The following is a 19,412-nucleotide window of genomic DNA, read 5'->3' on the forward strand; positions in this document are numbered from 1 at the left end:
GCCTACGGGCTTTGTAGGCTGGGTAAGCGTAGCGCCACACGGCGATTATCGCTCATGTTTACTGACCGGCATCATCAGCTCACGCAGGCGCTCAATGCGCGCCTCCGGGCTCAAATAAAGCCAGCGAAATAAAATATGTTCAGCAGGCTTCGCTTCTTTGAAATAACGAGAAAGATAATTGAGTTCTTTATTAAAAGTCGCCATGATTTGCCTCCGGCTGATTAATTCCCTTTCAGGGTAAGCCGGGTGCAAATAATAAAACAGGGTGATGTTTTTAAGCTGTTCCGCATTTATATATTGATGGAAATAATAAATAAAGGATTGATAGCGATGATTTATCTAATTTGTATTTATCTCATGAATAGGGCGCGCAAAAAAAAAAGCCCCGGGACATCGGGGCGGCGAACAATAAAATCCAAAGGTTAAGTAAGCGTGGCCGTGCTGTAGGCCGGGTAAGCGAAGCGCCACCCGGCAAAGCGAGGGTTAAGCAGGTATCAATTTCAGCAGCGCGAAAGCTTCTTTCATCCGATCTTCACTGACGACAAAAGCGCGTAGTTGACCCTCATTATCTGCACCGCGCGCCACCATGCCCTGCGGCTCAATGGCGATATTCCAGTTCAGATCCTGACGCTGCGTTTCACCGGCAAGGTGGAGCGGTAACTCCGGCGTTTTAACCTTCACCAGCATGGCGGGTAATTTCAGCGGCGCGCTGCCGCCGAGCAGATTTTTAGCCAGATACATGGCGCTTAATTGAATCGGCTGCAGGAACGGCAGCACCTGACCGTTAATCTCGGCGCAGTCGCCCAGCGCGTAAATATCGGGCTGCGTGGTTTGCAGGTAGCTGTCCACCTTCACGCCACGGTTTGTTTCTGCCCCTGCACGATGCGCCAGCGCAATTTCCGGGCGCAGGCCCGTCGCCGCGATAACCACGTCTGCGTCAACGCTGCGGTTGCGGTCGAGCGTAGCGCGAATACCGCTCCCGGTTTTCGTCAGACCCTGTAGCTGAGATTTCAGCAGCAGATGCACGCCCATGTCGGTCAGACGATGCTGTAAGCGGCTGCTCACTTCTGCGGGCATCAGCGCCGACAGGATGCTGGCAGCATGATCGACCAGGGTAACGGATTTACCCGCACGGCAGAAATCCATCGCCAGTTCGGTGCCAATTAAACCGCCGCCGACAATCATTACCCGCTGCGCGTCACGAAGCCCCGTTTCGCTGGCCTGATACTCCTGCTGGCTGTTCAGCGTGATCATCAGCTCACGGCCCTCAACAGGCGGCACAAAGGCGGAAGCCCCCGTCGCCAGCACCAGCCTGTCGTACTGCCAGGATTTATCTTTCGCTTTCACCACGCGTGCAGCGGCGTCGATATCGGTGACCCAGGTGTACGGGAACAGGCGCAGGTTAAACTGTTCCGCGAACTCCCCCGCCGTCTGGCGGGTGAGGTCTTCGGCGCGCTGATTCTGGCTCATCACGTGGCTTAAATCCGGCTTGTTGTACTCGTCCATGCTGTCGGCGGCAATCACCGTCAACGGCACGCTGGCGTCCTGTTTGCGGATATTTTTCACCAGCTGGCGGGCGGCAAAGCCCGAGCCGATGATGACGATACCGTTGCTCATTTTGCCTCCGTACCCAGTTCGTCAAAGACGTCTTTACCGAGTGAACATTCCGGGCAGAGGAAGTTGTCCGGCACGTCGCTCCACGGTGTCCCCGGGGCAACATCCTGCAGCGGCTCGCCCAGTTCCGGGTCGTAAATCCACTGGCAGACGCTGCACTGCATGCGTGGGCCGAGGTCCGCGGCTGCCGCGGCGGCACAGGCGCAGGCTTCCTGCTGTTCGGTGGGTTTAGCAGCCGCTTCCGGCAGCGGAGCGAGCGCCCACTGACGTGCAATGTCGCGGCCGTGCTGGCGGCAGATTTCCAGCGCGTCGATATCCGGACGCCATTTCGCCTTCAGGCTCAGGGACATTTCAAAACCGGCATCCTGCAGACGGGTAGACAGACGGTCTACCGCGCCGCCGCTCCAGCCGTGGGAGCCAAACGCGCTGGCGCGCTTGTTGCGAAAGCGCAGGCCGGTCATCTCTTCTACCAGGCCGGCAATTTTCGGCATCATTACGTTGTTCATGGTGGAGGTGCCCACCAGCACGCCCTTGGAGCGGAAGACGTTGGTCAATACCTCATTCTTATCGCTGCGCGCCACGTTGAAGATTTTTACCGCCACGTTCGGGTCAACTTCGTTGATGCCCTGGGCAATAGCGTCCGCCATCATGCGGGTATTGTTGGACATGGTGTCGTAGAAGATTGTGATGCGGTCTTCCTGATAGTCCGCCGCCCACTTCAGGTACAGCTCGACAATCTGGGTTGGGTTCTCACGCCATACCACGCCGTGGGAGGTGGCAATCATGTCTACCGGCAGGTTGAAGCCGAGGATCTCGGTGATTTTTGGCGTCACCAGGCGGCTGAACGGCGTCAGGATGTTGGCGTAGTAGCGCTGGCACTGCTCGAAGAGTTCGGTCTGGTCCACTTCGTCATTGAACAGGCGCTCGTCGCAGTAGTGCTGGCCGAAGGCGTCGTTGCTGAACAGCACCGCGTCGCCTGTCATGTAGGTCATCATGCTGTCCGGCCAGTGCAGCATCGGCGTTTCAACGAAGATCAGCTGTTTGCCGTTGCCGATATCCAGCGAGTCGCCGGTTTTCACGGTGTGGAAATTCCACTCCGGATGGTGGTGGTGGCCGTTGATGGAGTCGATGGCGTTAGTGGTGCAGTAAATTGGGGTGTTCGGAATGTAGGACATCAGCTCGGTCAGCGCGCCGGCGTGGTCCTCTTCCGCGTGGTTGATGATGATGTAGTCGATAGCGTCCAGGTCGATTTCGCTGCGCAGGTTCTGCACGAACTCGCGGCTGAACTTGTGATCGACCGTATCGATCAGCACGTTTTTACCTTCACGAATGAGATAGCTGTTGTAGCTGCTGCCGCGCAGGGTTTTGTATTCCGTCCCGTGAAAATCACGCACTTCCCAGTCACGTTGACCAACCCAATGAATGTTATTTTTAACCAGAATAGACATAGCAACCTCAGTTTAATACGGTGTGTTCAAATAAGATGGTTTAGCTATATCAAGTTGCGTGCCAACTTTTTATTTATATGATTTTAAACAGTTTTTAAGTTTATCATTCTTTATGGGTAGTCATTATGACTATCTTAATAATGGTCATTATGACATTATGAATTGTCAAAAAGACTATGAGGTGCAGATGAGCTTTTCCGTAGACGTGCTGGCGAAGATCGCCATTGAGCTGCAAACCGGTATCGGCCATCAGGACCGCTTTCAGCGGCTGATCTCCACGCTGCGCCACGTGCTTGAGTGTGATGCATCGGCCCTGCTGCGCTATGAAGGGCGACAGTTTATTCCGCTGGCCATCGACGGGCTGGCGCAGGACGTGCTGGGGCGGCGCTTTACCCTCGAAGGCCACCCGCGTCTGGAAACCATCGCCCGCGCGGGGGACGTGGTGCGTTTCCCGGCGGACAGCGATCTGCCCGACCCGTACGACGGCCTGATCCCGGGGCAGGAGAGCCTGAAGGTGCACGCCTGTATCGGGCTGCCGCTGTTTGCCGGCCAAAACCTGATTGGCGCGCTAACGCTCGACGGCATGTCGCCGGACCAGTTTGATACATTCAGCGACGAAGAGCTGCGCCTGATTGCGGCGCTGGCCGCCGGGGCGCTGAACAATGCCCTGCTTATTGAACAGCTGGAGAGCCAGAACATCCTGCCCGGCAGCCCGGCGGCGTTTGAGCAGGTCGCGCACACCGAGATGATCGGTCTTTCGCCGGGCATGGCGCAGCTCAAAAAGGAGATTGAGATTGTCGCCGCCTCCGATTTAAACGTGCTGATTTTCGGGGAAACCGGCACCGGTAAAGAGCTGGTGGCGAAATCGATTCACGAAGCCTCGCCGCGCGCGGTCAACCCGCTGGTGTACCTCAACTGCGCGGCGCTGCCCGAAAGCGTGGCGGAAAGCGAGCTGTTCGGCCACGTTAAGGGGGCGTTTACCGGGGCCATCAGCAACCGCAGCGGCAAGTTCGAAATGGCCGATAACGGCACGCTGTTTCTTGATGAAATCGGCGAGCTGTCGCTCTCGCTGCAGGCCAAGCTGCTGCGCGTGCTGCAGTACGGCGATATCCAGCGCGTGGGAGATGACCGCAGCCTGAGAGTAGACGTACGCGTGCTGGCAGCAACCAACCGCGACCTGCGGGAAGAGGTGCTGGCGGGCAATTTCCGTGCCGACCTGTTCCACCGCCTGAGCGTGTTCCCGCTCTCCGTTCCGCCGCTGCGCGAGCGTGGTGAGGACGTGGTTCTGCTGGCCGGATTTTTTTGCGAGCAGTGTCGGCTCAAAATGGGACTTTCTCGCGTGGTGTTAAGCCCGGGGGCGAGAACGCACTTGCTGAGCTACGGCTGGCCGGGCAACGTGCGCGAGCTTGAGCATGCGATTCACCGCGCGGTGGTACTGGCGCGGGCGACGCGCTCGGGCGATGAAGTGGTGATCCACGCGCAACATTTTGCCCTGCATGATGAGAGCGTACAGGCGGTTGCTCCGGCTGTACCGGAAATTGCCAATGAGAATCTGCGTGAAGCAACAGAGGCGTTTCAGCGTCAGATGATTACCCGCGCGCTGGAACTGAACAACCGCAGCTGGGCGGCGTGCGCGCGGGCGCTGGAAATGGACGTCGCCAACCTGCACAGGCTGGCGAAGCGTCTGGGGCTGAAGGGTTAAATAATCCCGGCCTGGTAGAAGTCCTGCAGGTTGATGGCCCCGCACAGCCTGCCGCTTTCATCCACGACCGGAGCGGCGGCGATTTTGCGTTTCATCAGCACCTCTTTGGCCTCAATGGCGCGGCTTTCTGCGTTCAGCGTCAGCCCGCCTTTGGTCATCGCTTCAGAAACCCGGGTTTCCAGCTTGCCGCCACCTACCAGCCAGCGGCGGAGGTCGCCGTCGGTAAAGACGCCGTTGACGTGCCCGTTCTCATCGCACACCGCGACCAGCCCCAGCCCGGTGCGGCTCAGCTCCAGCATCGCGTCCATGACGCTGGTGTCGAGTTTGACCTGCGGAATGGCATCGTCGGTGCGCATCAGGTGGTGAACCTTGTTGAGCAGGCGTGCGCCGAGCGCGCCCGCCGGATGCGAGCGGGCGAAATCTTCTTCGTTAAAGCCGCGCGCCTGCATTACAGCCATTGCCAGCGCGTCGCCCATCATCAGCGTGTTGACGGTGCTGGAGGTCGGGGCGAGATGCATCGGGCAGGCTTCACGCTCAACGGAAATATCCAGCGTGGCCTTCGCTGCCAATGCCAGCGGCGAGCGGGATTTGCCGGTCATCGCCAGCAGGGCAACGGACTTCTCCTGCAGGCGCGGAATGATGAGATCTAACTCTTTGGCCGCACCGGAATAGGAGATAAACAGCATCACGTCGCGGCTTTCGATCATTCCCAGATCGCCGTGCAGCGCTTCGGCAGGATGGACGAAGAAGGCCGGGGTGCCGGTGCTAGCAAGCGTTGCGGCAATCTTCTTGCCGATATGGCCGGATTTACCAATCCCCGCGACGATCACTTTGCCTTCGCACTGAATAATGGTGTTTGCCGCGCGGACAAAATCGTCGCCCAGACGTTCCGGCAGGCGGCTGGCCTCCTGCAGTTCCAGCATTAAGGTATGGCGGCCCGTTTCTAACAGAAAATCACTCATCTCTCTCTCCGGTTACGATCACGTCGATTCCTTTCTCTTCCAGCGCTTTTTTGAACGCCGGGTCGATGCCCGCGTCGGTGATCAGCTTATCGACGCTTTCAAGGCTACAGACGATATTAGGGCTTTTGCGGCCAAATTTTGACGAGTCAGCCATCAATATCACTTCCCGCGCGGCGTTACACATCGCTTTACTGACGCTGAACACCTCGTTGAAGGTGGTGACGCCCGCGTTCAGGTCGATGCCGTCGGTGCCCATAAAGAGTTTATCAAAACTGAAGTGGTCAAAGGCGTTCTCCGCCAGCTGGCCGTGAAATGACGCCGATTTTTTACGGAAGGTGCCGCCGGGCATCAGGATGGTTTGCTCGCTGTCGAACTCGGACAGGGCATTGACGATATGCAGGCTGTTGGTCATCACCGTGATGTTGTTAAAGCGGCTGAGCATCGGGATCATCTGCAGGACGGTGCTGCCCGCATCAAGAATAATGGAGTCACCGTCGTGGATTAACGTGACGGCGGCTTCCGCAATCAGCGCTTTCTGGTGCGTATTGATCAGCGTTTTGTGGTCGATTGGCGGATCGGCTTCGTCTTTATTCAGCACAACGCCGCCGTAGGTTCGAATGACTGCGCCAGAGTTTTCGAGCAATACCAGGTCCTTGCGTATTGTCGTGCCGGTGGTGTCAAAGTAGTGGGCCAGATCCTCTACCGAACATTTTCCCTGCTTTTGCAGATGCTCAATAATGGCCGCCTGCCGCTGACGTGGTTTCATAGGCGCTTCGTTCCTTACGTTGCGAAATGATAATTTCGCAAGCATATAGCTTTCACAACGAAATTATCCATGTTTCAGATTAAGCGCTAATGATAGTGCATTCTGACAGAGCGAATCATGGGGAAAGATCACATCAGGCTGCAATTCCTGCAGCGAAATGCCGTTGATCGCCTGGATTTTCACCGGGCGGGCGAAGACGGTTATCCCGCGCATGACGAGCGAATCGCAGACGCGGTTGTTTTCATCCAGCGCAATCGCCACCACTACGCGCGGCTTAAAGCGGCCGCCGGAACGCCCGACGCCTACGCGGCCTTTCTGGCACAGGGCGTCAAACGCGCGGTTAAACTGGTGGATCTGCCAGCCGCCAAACGCCATCTGGCACAGCCAGGCGAGGGCGGCGACGGTGATGAGTGCGGTAACCATATTGACTCCTTGTTTTGTTCCCTCTCCCACAGGGAGAGGGTTAGGGTGAGGGCATCAGGCCGCTCGATTAGAACATGACCTGCCCGCCGGTCACGTTGATCGACTGCCCGGTGCAGTAAGACGCCTTCGGGCTGGCGTAAAACAGCAGCATGTTCAGCACGTCCTGATAGTCGCACCCGCGCTTCAGCGGCACTTTATCGATGTAATACTGCTCCACCTCGTCGGCGCTAATGCCGAGCTTGGTGGCATACTGCGGCAGCAGGGACTGGAACATCGGCGATTTGAGCAGGTTGCCGAGCATCAGCGAATGCACGGTAATGCCGTACTCGGCCAGATCCAGCGCCAGAGACTGCGTCAGCCCCACGCCGCCAAACTTCGCCGCGCTGTAGCCGGAGTTATGCTTGCTGCCCACTTTGCCCGATTTCGAGTTGATCTGAATGATGCGGCCCTGAACGCCGTCGCGGATCATCAGGCGCGAAAACTCGCGTGCGCAGAGGAAATAGCCCACCAGGTTCACCTGCAGCGAGCGGTCAAAATCCCCCAGCGCGAAGTCGCTGATAAACGCCGCTTTCGCAATCCCCGCGCTGTAGACCAGCAGGTCGGTACGCCCGAAGATTTCGTCCACGCCGCGGGCGAGCGCCATCACGCTCTGCTCGCTGGTGGCGTCGGCCCCAAATCCGTAGGCCCTCCCTTCACCAAACTCGGTGTTGATGGTGTCCGCCACGCGGGCGGCTTTTTCACTTTGAATGTCCACTACCGCTACGCGGTAACCCTCTGCGGCAAGCCCACGGCTGAGGAACTCGCCTAAGGTTTGTCCTCCACCAATGACAACGGCAACCTGACTCATGTGATTCTCCTTAATTACGCAACAAATTTTAACGTGCAGCCTGGGGTAACGGCCTGCGGAACGGGGCCATCGACGTGAACCGTACCGGGGTACTCCGCCCGCGGCTGGCCGTCAAAACGCAGGGTGATATGCCCCAGCTCGCGCAGGTTTTGTTCGGCTACGTCGCCGACGGCGGTGACGGCATAGCGCGCCTCGCCCAGCTCCAGCTGGCTGCCGGCCTTCAGCTCACCGCTCAGCTCGCCGTGGCAGTGGATAAAACAAAACTCTTCGATATCCGCCGGGGCGCCTTCACGGAAGGTGATCAGCATCTGGTCGCTTAAGGCATCGGCCGCGCTCTGGCCGATGCGGGTAATGGTGGTCTGGTAAATCACGGTCATCGCAGGAACCTCTTATTGATAAATAAAGCCGGAGACAAACCAGGCAATCAGCACCGTTGGCGCGCCCGTCAGGAAGCGGCTCACCAGCACGGAGGGTACGCCCACGCGCACGGTGTCCTGCCGCGCTTCCGCCAGCGACAGCCCAACGGGGATGAAGTCGCACGCCGCCTGGGCGTTAATGGCAAACAGAGCGGGCAGGGCGAGGTGTGGAGGAATGTTTCCCAGACCAATCTGCACCCCAATCAGCACGCCGATGACCTGGGCAATTACCGCGCCCGGGCCGAGGAACGGCGACAGCAGCGGGAAGGAGCAGATCAGCGCCAGCGTCACCAGCCCGAGCGGGTGGCTGGCGAGCGGGGCGAGGCCGTGGGCAATCCAGTCGCCCAGGCCGGACGCCATGATGATGCCGATCAGCGCCGAGACGAACGCCATAAACGGCAGTATGGTTTTCAGCACCGTGTCGATGGTGTCGCGCCCGGACTGGAACAGCACCGCCACGGCGGAACCCATCCCCATCCCGACCTTCGCCAGCAGGCCGTCGCTCTGTTCGGTGATTTTCTTGCTGGTGTCGTACTCGCGCGGAGCCGCTTTTTGCGGCGCGGGAGTCCCATTCACCAGCGTGATGTTGTCCTCCCTCACGCCTGAGACGTAAATGTCTTCAAGGATGTACTGCGCCAGCGGGCCTGACTTACCGGTGGCGTGAATATTCACCGTCGGAATGCGCCGCTTCGGATAGATGCCGCAGCGCAGGGTGCCGCCGCAGTCGATCACCGCCACGCCGATTTCCGCTTCCGGCGGTTCGCCTTCTTTGAAGCCGTCAACCGCTTCCCAGCCGCTCAGCTCGCGCAGCTTATCGACGATCGCCGGGCGCGTGCCCGCGGTGATGTAAACGATCTTTTTGCCTTCGGTGGCGTCGAACTCCAGCGGGCCGCCCCAGCCGCCCGTGCCTTTCTCAATGCGGATCCGGCTCATGCTGTGGCTCCTGAAAGTTGGACTTTCTGTTCAAGCTGGATGCCCATTTTTTTCTCGAAAATGGCGGTGGTGAGGTCCGTTACCCAGCCGCGGAAGAAGTTGGTGACCAGGCCGACGAGCAGATAGCTTACCGCCAGCGGGCCGAGCGGCAGGCCAAGCGTAGTCAGACCGCTGGCAATGCCGAGATAGACAAACAGCTCGCCGGGGTTGATGTGCGGGAACAGGCCGTTCATCGAGTGGCAGCTGTAGGAGGCGGCTGCGTAGTAACTCGGCTTGTACTTTTCCGGCATAAAGCGGCCGAGGCTTAAGGTCATCGGGTTACAGAAAACGAAGGTGCCGATAAAGGGCAGGACGAGGTAGCGTGATACCGGGTTCCCGGCACAGCGCTGGGCGAAGCGTTCAATGCGCTGCTGGCCGATAAAGTTAATCAGGGCGTTCATGATCACCAGCAGGCTGATCAGCAGGGGCAGGATCCCGGTCACCATGCCGGTGAACACCTCTCCGCCTTTCTGAAACAGCCCGATGAACCACTCGGCGCCGTGGGTGATGGTTTCTATCATTCTTCTCTCCTCAGGACGTATTGTTATTGTCTGGCTGGCGCTAATAATAATCACTTTGAAAGGTTTTAAAGTGTTAAATAGATCTCACAATGAAAGAAAAATGGATTATTTTGAAAGTTAATTGATGGGGTGAATCAATTTTGGTTGAAAAAAATGCAGATTTGCGTTGGGGGACGTAAAGATTTGGCGGAGAAGATGAGTACCGCTTCCTTGAGGAGACGGGGATGCTTTACCATAATGGGTTCTTACCGAACTCGTTAAATGGATGTCCCATGTTCAAGCGTCGTTACGCAGCGCTGTTGCCTGCGCTTATTCTGCTGTCCGCCTGTAGTAGCAAACCTAAGACCGAAGCTGTTCAGCAAACGGCTGGCGCGCCATCCGGAGGATTCCTGCTGGAGCCGCAGCACAATATGATGCAGATGGGCGGCGACTTCGCAAACAACCCGGCGGCCGAGCAGTTCATCGACAAAATGGTGAGCAAGCACGGCTTTGACCGCCAGCAGCTGCATGAAATTCTCTCTCAGGCGAAGCGTCTCGACTACGTGCTGCGCCTGATGGACCGCCAGGCACCGACGGCACAGGTGCCGACCGGGCCAAACGGCGCGTGGCTGCGCTATCGTAAACAGTTTATTACCCCGGACAACGTGCAAAACGGCGTGGTGTTCTGGAATCAGTATGAAGATGCGCTCAACCGCGCGTGGCAGACCTACGGCGTGCCGCCGGAAATCATCGTCGGGATCATCGGTGTGGAAACCCGCTGGGGCCGCGTGATGGGCAAAACCCGCATCCTCGACGCGCTGGCGACGCTCTCCTTCAACTACCCGCGTCGCGCTGAATATTTCTCCTCCGAGCTGGAGACCTTCCTGCTGATGGCGCGTAGCGAGCAGGACGATCCGCTCGACCTGAAAGGGTCGTTTGCCGGGGCGATGGGCTACGGCCAGTTTATGCCGTCTTCCTATAAGCAGTATGCGGTCGACTTTAACGGCGACGGGCACATCAACCTGTGGGATCCGGTTGATGCCATCGGCAGCGTGGCGAACTACTTCAAAGCCCACGGCTGGACGCCGGGCGGCCAGGTTGCCGTGCAGGCGAACGGCGAGGCGTTTGGTCTGGAAAACGGTTTTAAAACCAAATACAGCGTTGCGCAGCTTACGGCGGCTGGCTTAACGCCGACCCAGCCGCTGGGCAATGTCGACCAGGTGAGCCTGCTGCGTCTGGACGTGGGAACCGGGTATCAGTACTGGTTCGGTATGCCGAACTTCTACACCATTACCCGCTATAACCACAGCACCCACTACGCAATGGCCGTATGGCAGCTGGGGCTGGCGGTTGCGCAGGCGCGCGTGCCGGCGGCGTCACCGTTTAGTCAGTAAGTCACTTTATTCCCCCTCTCCCTGTGGGAGAGGGCTGGGGTGAGGGCACCCGCGCGCACCCTTCTTCCCGCAGAAACATTTCGCCATACTCCCATTTCACTCCTGTCGTTTACATCTTCATTGTCTTTCATTATTGTTATGTTATAACGTTTTATAAAATCAAGGTGCACATGTCGCTGTTTTCTCTCTCATCCCCCGCTCGGCTGCTGCTTGCGCTGGTACTCATTCTGTTTCTCGGGCTGGCCGTGCGCTGGGCGGTGGCGCTGCCATGATCGTGATGAACGAACTGGTCGCGGGTTATGACCGCGAGCCCGTAACGCATCCTCTGTCTGGCGTAATTGAGCGCGGGAGTATGACCGCGATTATCGGCGCCAACGGCTGCGGTAAATCCACGCTGCTCAAAACGCTTGCCGGGTTTATCCCGCCCGTCAGCGGCCGTTTCCGCTGGCAGGGTAAGCGTCCGGTGATTGGCTGGCTGGCGCAGCGCCACGCGCTGGAGGCGCAGTTTCCGCTGACGGTGCAGGACGTAGTCAGCATGGGCTGCTGGCCGCGCATATCGCTTTTTTCCGGTTTTCGTCGCGAGACGCGGCTGCGGATTGCCTGCGCGCTTGAGCGCGTCGGGCTGGAATCCATGGCGTTATCCACCATTGATGAACTCTCGGGCGGACAGTTTCAGCGCATGCTCTTTGCCCGCGTACTGGTGCAGCAGGCGCCGCTGGTGATGCTCGATGAGCCCTTTACCGGCGTCGATGAAGCCACCTGTAACGTGTTAATGGACTTGATGCTGGAGATGTATATGCAGGGGCAGACCCTGCTGGCGGTTCTGCACGACAGCGAGCGCGTGTCGCGCCACTTCCCGCAGACGTTACGGCTGGACGCTGATATTCCTCAATGGAAAACCGAGCGGGTGAGGGTGGCATGATCTGGCATCTCTTTTTTCAGCCGTTCATTGAGTACGGCTTTATGCGCCGCGCGCTGGCGGTTTGCCTGGCGCTTTCCGTGAGCACGACCGCGCTGGGCGTATTTCTTCAGCTGCGCCGGATGAGCCTGATGGGCGATGCGCTCTCGCACGCTATTTTACCCGGCGTTGCGGTGGGGTATCTGCTGAGCGGCATGTCGCTGCTGGCAATGAGCATCGGCGGCTTTGTTGCCGGAATTATGGTTGCGCTGGTGGCGGGGCTGGTCAGCCGCCGCACGCCGCTTAAAGAAGATGCCAGCTTTGCCGGGCTTTATCTTGGATCGCTGGCGCTGGGCGTTACGCTGGTGTCACTGCGCGGTTCGAACGTTGACCTGCTGCACCTTCTCTTTGGTTCTATCCTCGCCGTGGATAACGACGCCGCGCTGTTTGTGGTGGGCGTGTGCATGTTTACGCTAATCACGCTGGCGATTTTTTATCGCGGGCTGGTGACCGAGGCTTTTGATACTGCCTGGCTGCAGGTTAACGCTCGCTGGTTGCCCGGCGCGCTGCACGGGCTGTTTCTGGCGCTGCTGGTGCTAAACCTTGTGGCCGGTTTTCAGGTGCTCGGCACGCTAATGGCCGTCGGGCTGATGATGCTGCCGGCCGTGGCGGCGCGCTGCTGGGTGCGCACGCTGCCGGCATTGCTTCTGATGGCGGGTATCAGCGGCATTTTCTGCGCGTGGCTGGGGCTGAGCCTCTCCTGGGCGGTGAGTTTACCTGCAGGACCGTCCATCGTGCTGACCGCCAGCGGTCTGTTCTTTATCTCTATTTTATGTGGCACGCGAAGCCAGCTTGCTGGCAGCCTGCGTGCGCTTTTTTAACGCAAGGGGAAATGATGAAACGTACAGGGTTAGCCGTGGCGCTCGCGCTTGGGATGATGTCGCAGGGAGTGATGGCGAAAACAATCAATGTGGTGACGAGCTTTTCGATTCTCGGGGATATCACGCAGGAGGTGGGGGGTGACCACGTTAGGGTGACGACGCTGGTCGGCCCGGACGGCGATCCGCACACCTTTGAGCCGTCTCCGAAAGATAGCGCGGCGCTCAGCAAGGCTGACGTGGTAGTAGTCAACGGCCTGGGGCTTGAGGGCTGGCTCGACCGTCTGGTGAAAGCGTCCGGGTTTAAAGGCCAGCTGGTCGTGGCCTCGACCGGCGTGAAGACGCACACACTGGAGGAGGATGGCAAAACCGTCACCGACCCGCATGCGTGGAACAGCGCGGCGAACGGGGCGCTGTACGCGCAGAATATTCTTTCGGGGCTGGTAAAGGCTGACCCTGAAGATAAAGCGGCGCTTGAGGCTTCCGGTAAACCGTATATTACGCAGCTCACCGAACTGGACGGCTGGGCCAAAACGCGCTTCAGCGAAATCCCGCAGGCGAAACGAAAAGTACTGACCAGCCATGATGCGTTTGGCTATTTCAGCCGCGCCTACGGCGTGACCTTTATGGCGCCGCAGGGGCTGTCGTCTGAAAGTGAAGCCAGCGCGGCGCAGGTAGCGGAGATCATTAATCAGATTAAAGCCGACGGCGTGAAAACCTGGTTTATGGAAAACCAGCTCGACCCGCGACTGGTGAAACAGATAGCCAGCGCCACGGGCGCGCAGCCGGGTGGCGAACTTTACCCGGAAGCGCTGTCGGCTAAAGGCGGCGTGGCGGACAGCTACGTTAAGGCGTTCCGCCATAATGTGGTTACGATAGCGAACGGCATGAAATAAAAAGCCAGAGCCGGTGCGCCCGCATCGGCTTTTTTCTGAAGCCCCCTCGTAAAACCTGAAGCGCATCCCCACATCTGAAGAGAAAGTGCTATCTTGTGCAGCACGTTTTTCCGATGCCTGGAGCGAGTATGACTGACCATGAATTGATGCAGCTTAGCGAAGTGGTAGGGCTGGCGCTTAAGCAGCGTGGGGCGACCATCACGACGGCTGAATCCTGTACCGGTGGCTGGGTCGCCAAAGCGATCACGGACATTGCGGGCAGTTCCGCCTGGTTTGAACGCGGTTTTGTGACCTACAGTAACGAAGCTAAAGCACAAATGATTGGCGTACGAGAAGCGACGCTGGAACAGCATGGTGCGGTCAGCGAACCGGTGGTGATTGAGATGGCCATTGGGGCACTCAAAGAGGCGAGAGCAGATTACGCCGTTTCCATTAGCGGCATCGCAGGGCCGGACGGCGGCAGCGACGTTAAGCCCGTCGGCACCGTCTGGTTTGGCTTCGCGACCGCAAAAGGTGAGGGGATCACCCGCCGGGAGTGCTTCAGCGGCGACCGCGAAAGCGTGCGTCGTCAGGCCACCGTTTATGCGTTAAAAACGCTCTGGCAACAATTTCTACAAAATACTTGATACTGTATGACCATACAGTATAATTGCACCAACAGAACAGAAATCCACGGTGAAGCGCAGTTGCTTCTCCCGGCATGACAGGAGTAATAATGGCTATCGACGAGAACAAACAGAAAGCGTTGGCGGCAGCACTGGGCCAGATCGAAAAGCAATTCGGTAAAGGCTCCATCATGCGCCTGGGTGAAGACCGTTCCATGGACGTGGAAACCATCTCCACCGGTTCGCTTTCTCTTGATATCGCACTGGGCGCGGGCGGTTTGCCAATGGGCCGTATCGTAGAAATCTACGGGCCGGAATCCTCAGGTAAAACTACCCTGACTCTGCAGGTTATTGCTGCGGCACAGCGCGAAGGTAAAACCTGTGCGTTTATCGATGCCGAGCACGCGCTGGATCCAGTGTATGCCCGCAAACTGGGTGTCGATATCGACAACCTGCTGTGCTCCCAGCCGGATACCGGCGAGCAGGCACTGGAAATCTGTGATGCGCTGGCACGCTCCGGTGCGGTTGACGTCCTTGTAGTCGACTCCGTTGCTGCACTGACGCCTAAAGCGGAAATCGAAGGTGAAATCGGTGACTCTCACATGGGCCTCGCGGCACGTATGATGAGCCAGGCGATGCGTAAGCTGGCCGGTAACCTGAAACAGTCCAACACGCTGCTGATCTTCATCAACCAGATCCGTATGAAAATTGGCGTGATGTTCGGTAACCCGGAAACCACTACCGGTGGTAACGCGCTGAAATTCTACGCCTCTGTCCGTCTGGATATCCGCCGTATTGGTGCGGTGAAAGATGGCGACAACGTGGTGGGTAGTGAAACCCGCGTGAAGGTCGTGAAGAACAAAATTGCAGCACCGTTTAAACAGGCTGAATTCCAGATCCTCTACGGCGAAGGTATCAACTTCCTCGGCGAGCTGGTTGACCTGGGCGTGAAAGAGAAGCTGATTGAAAAAGCGGGCGCCTGGTACAGCTACAACGGCGATAAGATTGGTCAGGGTAAAGCGAATGCAATCTCCTGGCTGAAAGATAACCCGGCTGCAGCGAAAGAAATTGAGAAGAAAGTGCGTGAACTTCTGCTGAACAACCAGGACTCCAAACCTGATTTCGTGGTTGATGCCGCGGATGCTGAAGAAACCAACGAAGACTTTTAAATCTTTCGTTTAAAAATGAAGGGCTGCTCATGCGGCCCTTTTTGCATTTCTGAATCAGCAGGTTTTTTATGAGTGAATCCACAGCACGTCGACCCGCCTATGCCCGCTTGCTGGATCGCGCCGTGCGCATTCTTGCCGTGCGTGACCACAGCGAACAGGAGCTGCGGCGAAAACTGTCCGCCCCCGTGATGAGCAAAAATGGGCCGGAGGAGATTGATGCCACGGCAGAAGATTACGATCGTGTGATTGCCTGGTGCTATGAGCACAGCTATCTGGATGATGAGCGTTTTGCCTCTCGTTTTCTCGCCAGCCGTGGCCGTAAAGGATATGGCCCCGCGCGTATCCGTCAGGAGCTAAATCAGAAAGGCGTTGCCCGCGAATCCATTGAAAAGGCGATGCGCGAATGCGATACCGACTGGTGCGAGCTGGCAAAAGAACAGGCGATTCGGAAATACGGTGAACCGCTGCCGCGTGAATTTTCAGAAAAAGTCAAAATCCAGCGGTTTTTGCTCTACCGCGGCTTTCTGATGGAAGATATTCAGGATATCTGGCGTAATTTTGTCGATTGAGCGCATGAGGGATTTTACTTCCCACTAAAGAAAACTTATCTTATTCCCACTTTTTCCAGTAGCTGGTCCGTCCAACTGTTTACAGATACAGACCTGCTGCGACATTTCGTTAGTTTGATTTCAGGATAATTATGAGCAAGAGCACCGCTGAGATCCGTCAGGCGTTTCTCGACTTTTTCCATAGTAAGGGACACCAGGTTGTTGCCAGCAGCTCCCTGGTACCGAACAATGATCCGACTCTGCTGTTTACCAACGCCGGGATGAACCAGTTCAAGGATGTTTTCCTTGGTCTCGACAAGCGTAATTATTCCCGCGCCACAACCTCACAGCGTTGCGTGCGTGCGGGCGGTAAACACAACGACCTGGAAAACGTCGGTTACACCGCGCGCCACCATACTTTCTTCGAAATGCTGGGTAACTTCAGCTTCGGCGACTACTTCAAACACGATGCTATTCAATACGCGTGGGAACTGCTGACCGGTGAAAACTGGTTCAACCTGCCGAAAGAGCGTCTGTGGGTTACGGTTTATGAAACCGATGATGAAGCGTTCGAAATTTGGGAAAAAGAGGTTGGTATCCCGCGCGAGCGTATTATCCGCATCGGCGATAACAAAGGCGCACCTTACGCGTCTGACAACTTCTGGCAGATGGGTGACACCGGCCCTTGCGGCCCGTGCACCGAAATCTTCTACGATCACGGCGACCACATCTGGGGCGGCCCTCCGGGAACCGCTGAAGAAGATGGCGATCGCTACATTGAGATCTGGAACATCGTCTTCATGCAGTTCAACCGTCAGGCTGACGGTACCATGGAGCCACTTCCGAAGCCGTCCGTTGATACCGGTATGGGTCTGGAGCGTATTGCGGCGGTTCTGCAGCACGTTAACTCCAACTACGACATCGACCTGTTCAGCACGCTGATCAAGTCCGTCGCGGAAGTGACCGGTGCGACCGATCTCAGCAACAAATCGCTGCGCGTTATCGCAGACCACATCCGTTCCTGTGCGTTCCTGATCGCCGACGGCGTGATCCCGTCGAATGAAAACCGTGGCTATGTGCTGCGTCGTATCATTCGTCGCGCAATTCGTCACGGCAACATGCTGGGCGCGAAGGACACCTTCTTCTATAAACTCGTTGGGCCACTGATTGGCGTGATGGGTGCTGCCGGTGATGAGCTGAAACGCCAGCAGGCGCAGGTTGAACAGGTTCTGAAAACTGAAGAAGAACAGTTTGCTCGTACCCTGGAGCGCGGACTGGCGCTGCTGGACGACGAACTGTCTAAGCTCAAGGGCGACACGCTGGATGGCGAAACCGCTTTCCGCCTGTACGACACCTACGGCTTCCCGGTTGACCTGACGGCTGACGTTTGCCGCGAGCGCAACATTAAAGTTGACGAAGCGGGCTTTGAAGCCGCGATGGAAGAGCAGCGTCGTCGTGCGCGTGAATCCAGCGGTTTTGGTGCCGACTACAACGCGATGATCCGCGTTGACGGTGCGTCTGAATTCAAAGGCTATGAAGCACTGGAGCTGACCGGCAAAGTGACCGCCCTGTTTGTTGACGGTAAAGCGGTAGACAGCATCAGCGCGGGTCAGGATGCGGTTGTGATTCTGGATAAAACCCCGTTCTATGCGGAATCTGGCGGTCAGGTTGGCGATAAAGGCGAACTGAAAGGCAACGGCTTTAGCTTCAGCGTTAGCGATACCCAAAAATACGGTCAGGCCATTGGCCACCAGGGCAAGCTGGTTTCCGGTTCTCTGAAAGTGGGCGAGGGCGTTCAGGCTAACGTTGATGAAGCTCGCCGCGCGCGCATTCGCCTGAACCACTCTGCAACGCACCTGATGCACGCCGCCCTGCGCGACGTGCTGGGTACGCACGTTGCTCAGAAAGGGTCTCTGGTAAACGACAAAGTGCTGCGTTTCGACTTCTCTCATTTCGAAGCGATGAAGCCTTCTGAAATCCGTGCAGTGGAAGATCTGGTGAACGCGCAGATCCGCCGCAACCTGCCAATCGAGACCCACATCATGGAGCTCGAGGACGCGAAGAAAAAAGGTGCAATGGCGCTGTTTGGTGAGAAATATGACGAACGTGTTCGCGTATTGAGCATGGGCGACTTCTCTACCGAACTGTGCGGCGGTACCCACGCATCGCGCACCGGTGACATCGGCCTGTTCCGCATCGTATCTGAATCAGGTACGGCGGCAGGTGTTCGCCGTATTGAAGCGGTAACCGGTGAAGGTGCCATTGCCAGCCTGCACGCGCAGAGCGATCAGCTGCACGATATCGCGCAGCTGCTGAAAGGCGATAGCCAGAACCTGGGCGAGAAAGTGCGCGTTGCGCTGGATCGTACACGTCAGCTGGAAAAAGAGCTTCAGCAGCTGAAAGAACAGGCTGCAGCGCAGGAGAGCGCAAGCCTCTCCAGCAAAGCGGTAGATATTAAGGGCGTCAAACTGCTGGTCAGCGATTTGGCCGGCGTTGAGCCTAAGATGCTGCGTACTATGGTCGACGATCTGAAGAACCAGCTCGGTTCCACAGTTATCGTGCTGGCGACGGTAGCAGAAGGTAAGGTTTCTCTGATTGCGGGCGTCTCTAAGGATGTGACCGACCGTGTGAAAGCAGGGGAGCTGATTGGTATGGTCGCCCAGCAGGTGGGCGGCAAAGGTGGCGGTCGTCCGGACATGGCGCAAGCCGGTGGTACGGATGCGGCGGCACTTCCCGCGGCATTGGCCAGCGTTGAAAGCTGGGTAAGCGCGAAACTGTAATAACTACAAAGCACAAGCAGACGCCATAGCGGTAACGTTATGGCGTCTTGTTCACTGCGCTATCGATAACGATAAAGTCAGGTTGAGTTTGTGTATATCGGCTAAACTTACGTTTAACAGAATGTGATGCCGTGACTGCTTACACTTTACGTGTTTGTCATCGCTTACTTTTTGGCGTTATATGATGGATAATGCCGGGATACAAGAGACCCGACTCTTTTAATCTTTCAAGGAGCAAAGAATGCTGATTCTGACTCGTCGAGTTGGTGAGACCCTCATGATTGGGGATGAGGTCACCGTGACAGTTTTAGGGGTAAAGGGTAACCAGGTACGTATTGGTGTGAACGCCCCTAAAGAAGTATCTGTCCACCGTGAAGAGATCTACCAGCGTATCCAGGCTGAAAAATCCCAGCAGTCCAGTTACTGATATTATCGCGTCTCGCTGTCGGGCGAGACGCAACCTCTCCTGCATTTTTCCTCTCTAAAGTTACCATTCGATTTCAATCGATGCGTTTTTAACCACTCTTTAAACCTTATCTCGTCCAAACTCCCACCTTCCTGTAAGAGTTTACTGTGAAGATGTCTGCAAAATCC

The 19,412-nt window shown here is 57.2% G+C and carries 20 protein-coding genes; 10 read left to right on the plus strand and 10 right to left on the minus strand.

Going from position 1 to position 19,412, the window contains the following annotated elements; all coding sequences use genetic code 11:
* Positions 1-45 precede the first annotated feature (45 nt).
* The 3 genes from D5067_RS05135 to norV all read right to left on the minus strand — a co-directional run bounded on the left by D5067_RS05135 (position 46) and on the right by norV (position 3,062).
* Positions 46-204 carry a hypothetical protein gene (locus tag D5067_RS05135; RefSeq protein WP_162844783.1) on the minus strand — a complete coding sequence of 53 codons (159 nt, stop codon included), beginning with the start codon at positions 202-204 and terminating at the stop codon, positions 46-48.
* A 279-nt stretch (positions 205-483) separates the two neighbouring features.
* Entirely contained in the window at positions 484-1,617 is a 1,134-nt protein-coding gene (norW, locus tag D5067_RS05140) for an NADH:flavorubredoxin reductase NorW (protein WP_119935982.1), read from the minus strand.
* Complete coding sequence (gene norV, locus D5067_RS05145) at positions 1,614-3,062, minus strand: anaerobic nitric oxide reductase flavorubredoxin (RefSeq protein WP_119935981.1); 1,449 nt, start codon at positions 3,060-3,062, stop codon at positions 1,614-1,616. Before norV ends, norW begins: the two co-directional genes overlap by 4 nt.
* A gap of 187 nt (positions 3,063-3,249) precedes the next feature.
* Between norV and norR the strand changes: the two genes are divergently transcribed.
* A complete protein-coding gene (norR, locus tag D5067_RS05150; protein WP_119935980.1) occupies positions 3,250-4,764 on the plus strand; it encodes a nitric oxide reductase transcriptional regulator NorR in 1,515 nt (504 codons plus the stop codon).
* Here norR and gutQ read toward each other — a convergent pair.
* From gutQ to srlA, 7 genes are all read right to left on the minus strand, one after another.
* On the minus strand, positions 4,761-5,726 hold the full coding sequence (gene gutQ, locus D5067_RS05155) for an arabinose-5-phosphate isomerase GutQ (RefSeq protein ID WP_119935979.1): 966 nt from the start codon (positions 5,724-5,726) through the stop codon (positions 4,761-4,763). The two genes, norR and gutQ, sit on opposite strands and share 4 nt — an antisense overlap.
* Positions 5,719-6,492, minus strand: a complete 774-nt coding sequence (srlR, locus tag D5067_RS05160; RefSeq protein ID WP_119935978.1) for a glucitol operon DNA-binding transcriptional repressor SrlR — start codon at positions 6,490-6,492, stop codon at positions 5,719-5,721. The genes gutQ and srlR overlap by 8 nt, the downstream gene beginning before the upstream one ends.
* A gap of 63 nt (positions 6,493-6,555) precedes the next feature.
* Complete coding sequence (gene gutM, locus D5067_RS05165; protein ID WP_119935977.1) at positions 6,556-6,915, minus strand: transcriptional regulator GutM; 360 nt, start codon at positions 6,913-6,915, stop codon at positions 6,556-6,558.
* 67 nt (positions 6,916-6,982) lie between these two features.
* Positions 6,983-7,762, minus strand: a complete 780-nt coding sequence (gene srlD, locus D5067_RS05170) for a sorbitol-6-phosphate dehydrogenase (RefSeq protein WP_119935976.1) — start codon at positions 7,760-7,762, stop codon at positions 6,983-6,985.
* A gap of 14 nt (positions 7,763-7,776) precedes the next feature.
* Positions 7,777-8,139 (minus strand): PTS glucitol/sorbitol transporter subunit IIA, encoded by a 363-nt coding sequence (gene srlB / locus D5067_RS05175; protein WP_119935975.1) that lies wholly within the window; start codon positions 8,137-8,139, stop codon positions 7,777-7,779.
* A gap of 12 nt (positions 8,140-8,151) precedes the next feature.
* Positions 8,152-9,111, minus strand: coding sequence for a PTS glucitol/sorbitol transporter subunit IIB (gene srlE / locus D5067_RS05180; protein ID WP_119935974.1), 960 nt, complete (start codon positions 9,109-9,111; stop codon positions 8,152-8,154).
* Positions 9,108-9,671, minus strand: coding sequence for a PTS glucitol/sorbitol transporter subunit IIC (gene srlA, locus D5067_RS05185; protein WP_119935973.1), 564 nt, complete (start codon positions 9,669-9,671; stop codon positions 9,108-9,110). Before srlA ends, srlE begins: the two co-directional genes overlap by 4 nt.
* Before the next feature lie 272 nt (positions 9,672-9,943).
* Between srlA and mltB the strand changes: the two genes are divergently transcribed.
* From mltB to csrA, 9 genes are all read left to right on the plus strand, one after another.
* The gene (gene mltB / locus D5067_RS05190; protein WP_168192644.1) at positions 9,944-11,044 is read left to right on the plus strand and encodes a lytic murein transglycosylase B; all 1,101 of its coding nucleotides are present in this window, start codon (positions 9,944-9,946) and stop codon (positions 11,042-11,044) included.
* 268 nt (positions 11,045-11,312) lie between these two features.
* Positions 11,313-11,966: a metal ABC transporter ATP-binding protein gene (locus tag D5067_RS05195; protein ID WP_119935971.1), complete on the plus strand. Its 654-nt coding sequence runs from the start codon at positions 11,313-11,315 to the stop codon at positions 11,964-11,966.
* Positions 11,963-12,823 (plus strand): metal ABC transporter permease, encoded by an 861-nt coding sequence (locus D5067_RS05200; protein WP_119935970.1) that lies wholly within the window; start codon positions 11,963-11,965, stop codon positions 12,821-12,823. Before D5067_RS05195 ends, D5067_RS05200 begins: the two co-directional genes overlap by 4 nt.
* A gap of 14 nt (positions 12,824-12,837) precedes the next feature.
* Entirely contained in the window at positions 12,838-13,716 is an 879-nt protein-coding gene (locus tag D5067_RS05205; RefSeq protein ID WP_119935969.1) for a metal ABC transporter substrate-binding protein, read from the plus strand.
* A gap of 128 nt (positions 13,717-13,844) precedes the next feature.
* A complete protein-coding gene (pncC, locus tag D5067_RS05210) occupies positions 13,845-14,342 on the plus strand; it encodes a nicotinamide-nucleotide amidase (RefSeq protein ID WP_119935968.1) in 498 nt (165 codons plus the stop codon).
* Between the two features lie 89 nt (positions 14,343-14,431).
* Complete coding sequence (gene recA, locus D5067_RS05215) at positions 14,432-15,490, plus strand: recombinase RecA (protein ID WP_119935967.1); 1,059 nt, start codon at positions 14,432-14,434, stop codon at positions 15,488-15,490.
* Positions 15,491-15,558: 68 nt separating this feature from the next.
* Positions 15,559-16,059 carry a recombination regulator RecX gene (gene recX, locus D5067_RS05220; RefSeq protein ID WP_119935966.1) on the plus strand — a complete coding sequence of 167 codons (501 nt, stop codon included), beginning with the start codon at positions 15,559-15,561 and terminating at the stop codon, positions 16,057-16,059.
* A 131-nt stretch (positions 16,060-16,190) separates the two neighbouring features.
* Complete coding sequence (gene alaS, locus D5067_RS05225; protein ID WP_119935965.1) at positions 16,191-18,818, plus strand: alanine--tRNA ligase; 2,628 nt, start codon at positions 16,191-16,193, stop codon at positions 18,816-18,818.
* Positions 18,819-19,059: 241 nt separating this feature from the next.
* On the plus strand, positions 19,060-19,245 hold the full coding sequence (csrA, locus tag D5067_RS05230) for a carbon storage regulator CsrA (RefSeq protein ID WP_000906486.1): 186 nt from the start codon (positions 19,060-19,062) through the stop codon (positions 19,243-19,245).
* Positions 19,246-19,412 lie beyond the last annotated feature (167 nt).

It is taken from the genome of Enterobacter huaxiensis (assembly GCF_003594935.2).
Lineage (GTDB): Bacteria > Pseudomonadota > Gammaproteobacteria > Enterobacterales > Enterobacteriaceae > Enterobacter > Enterobacter huaxiensis.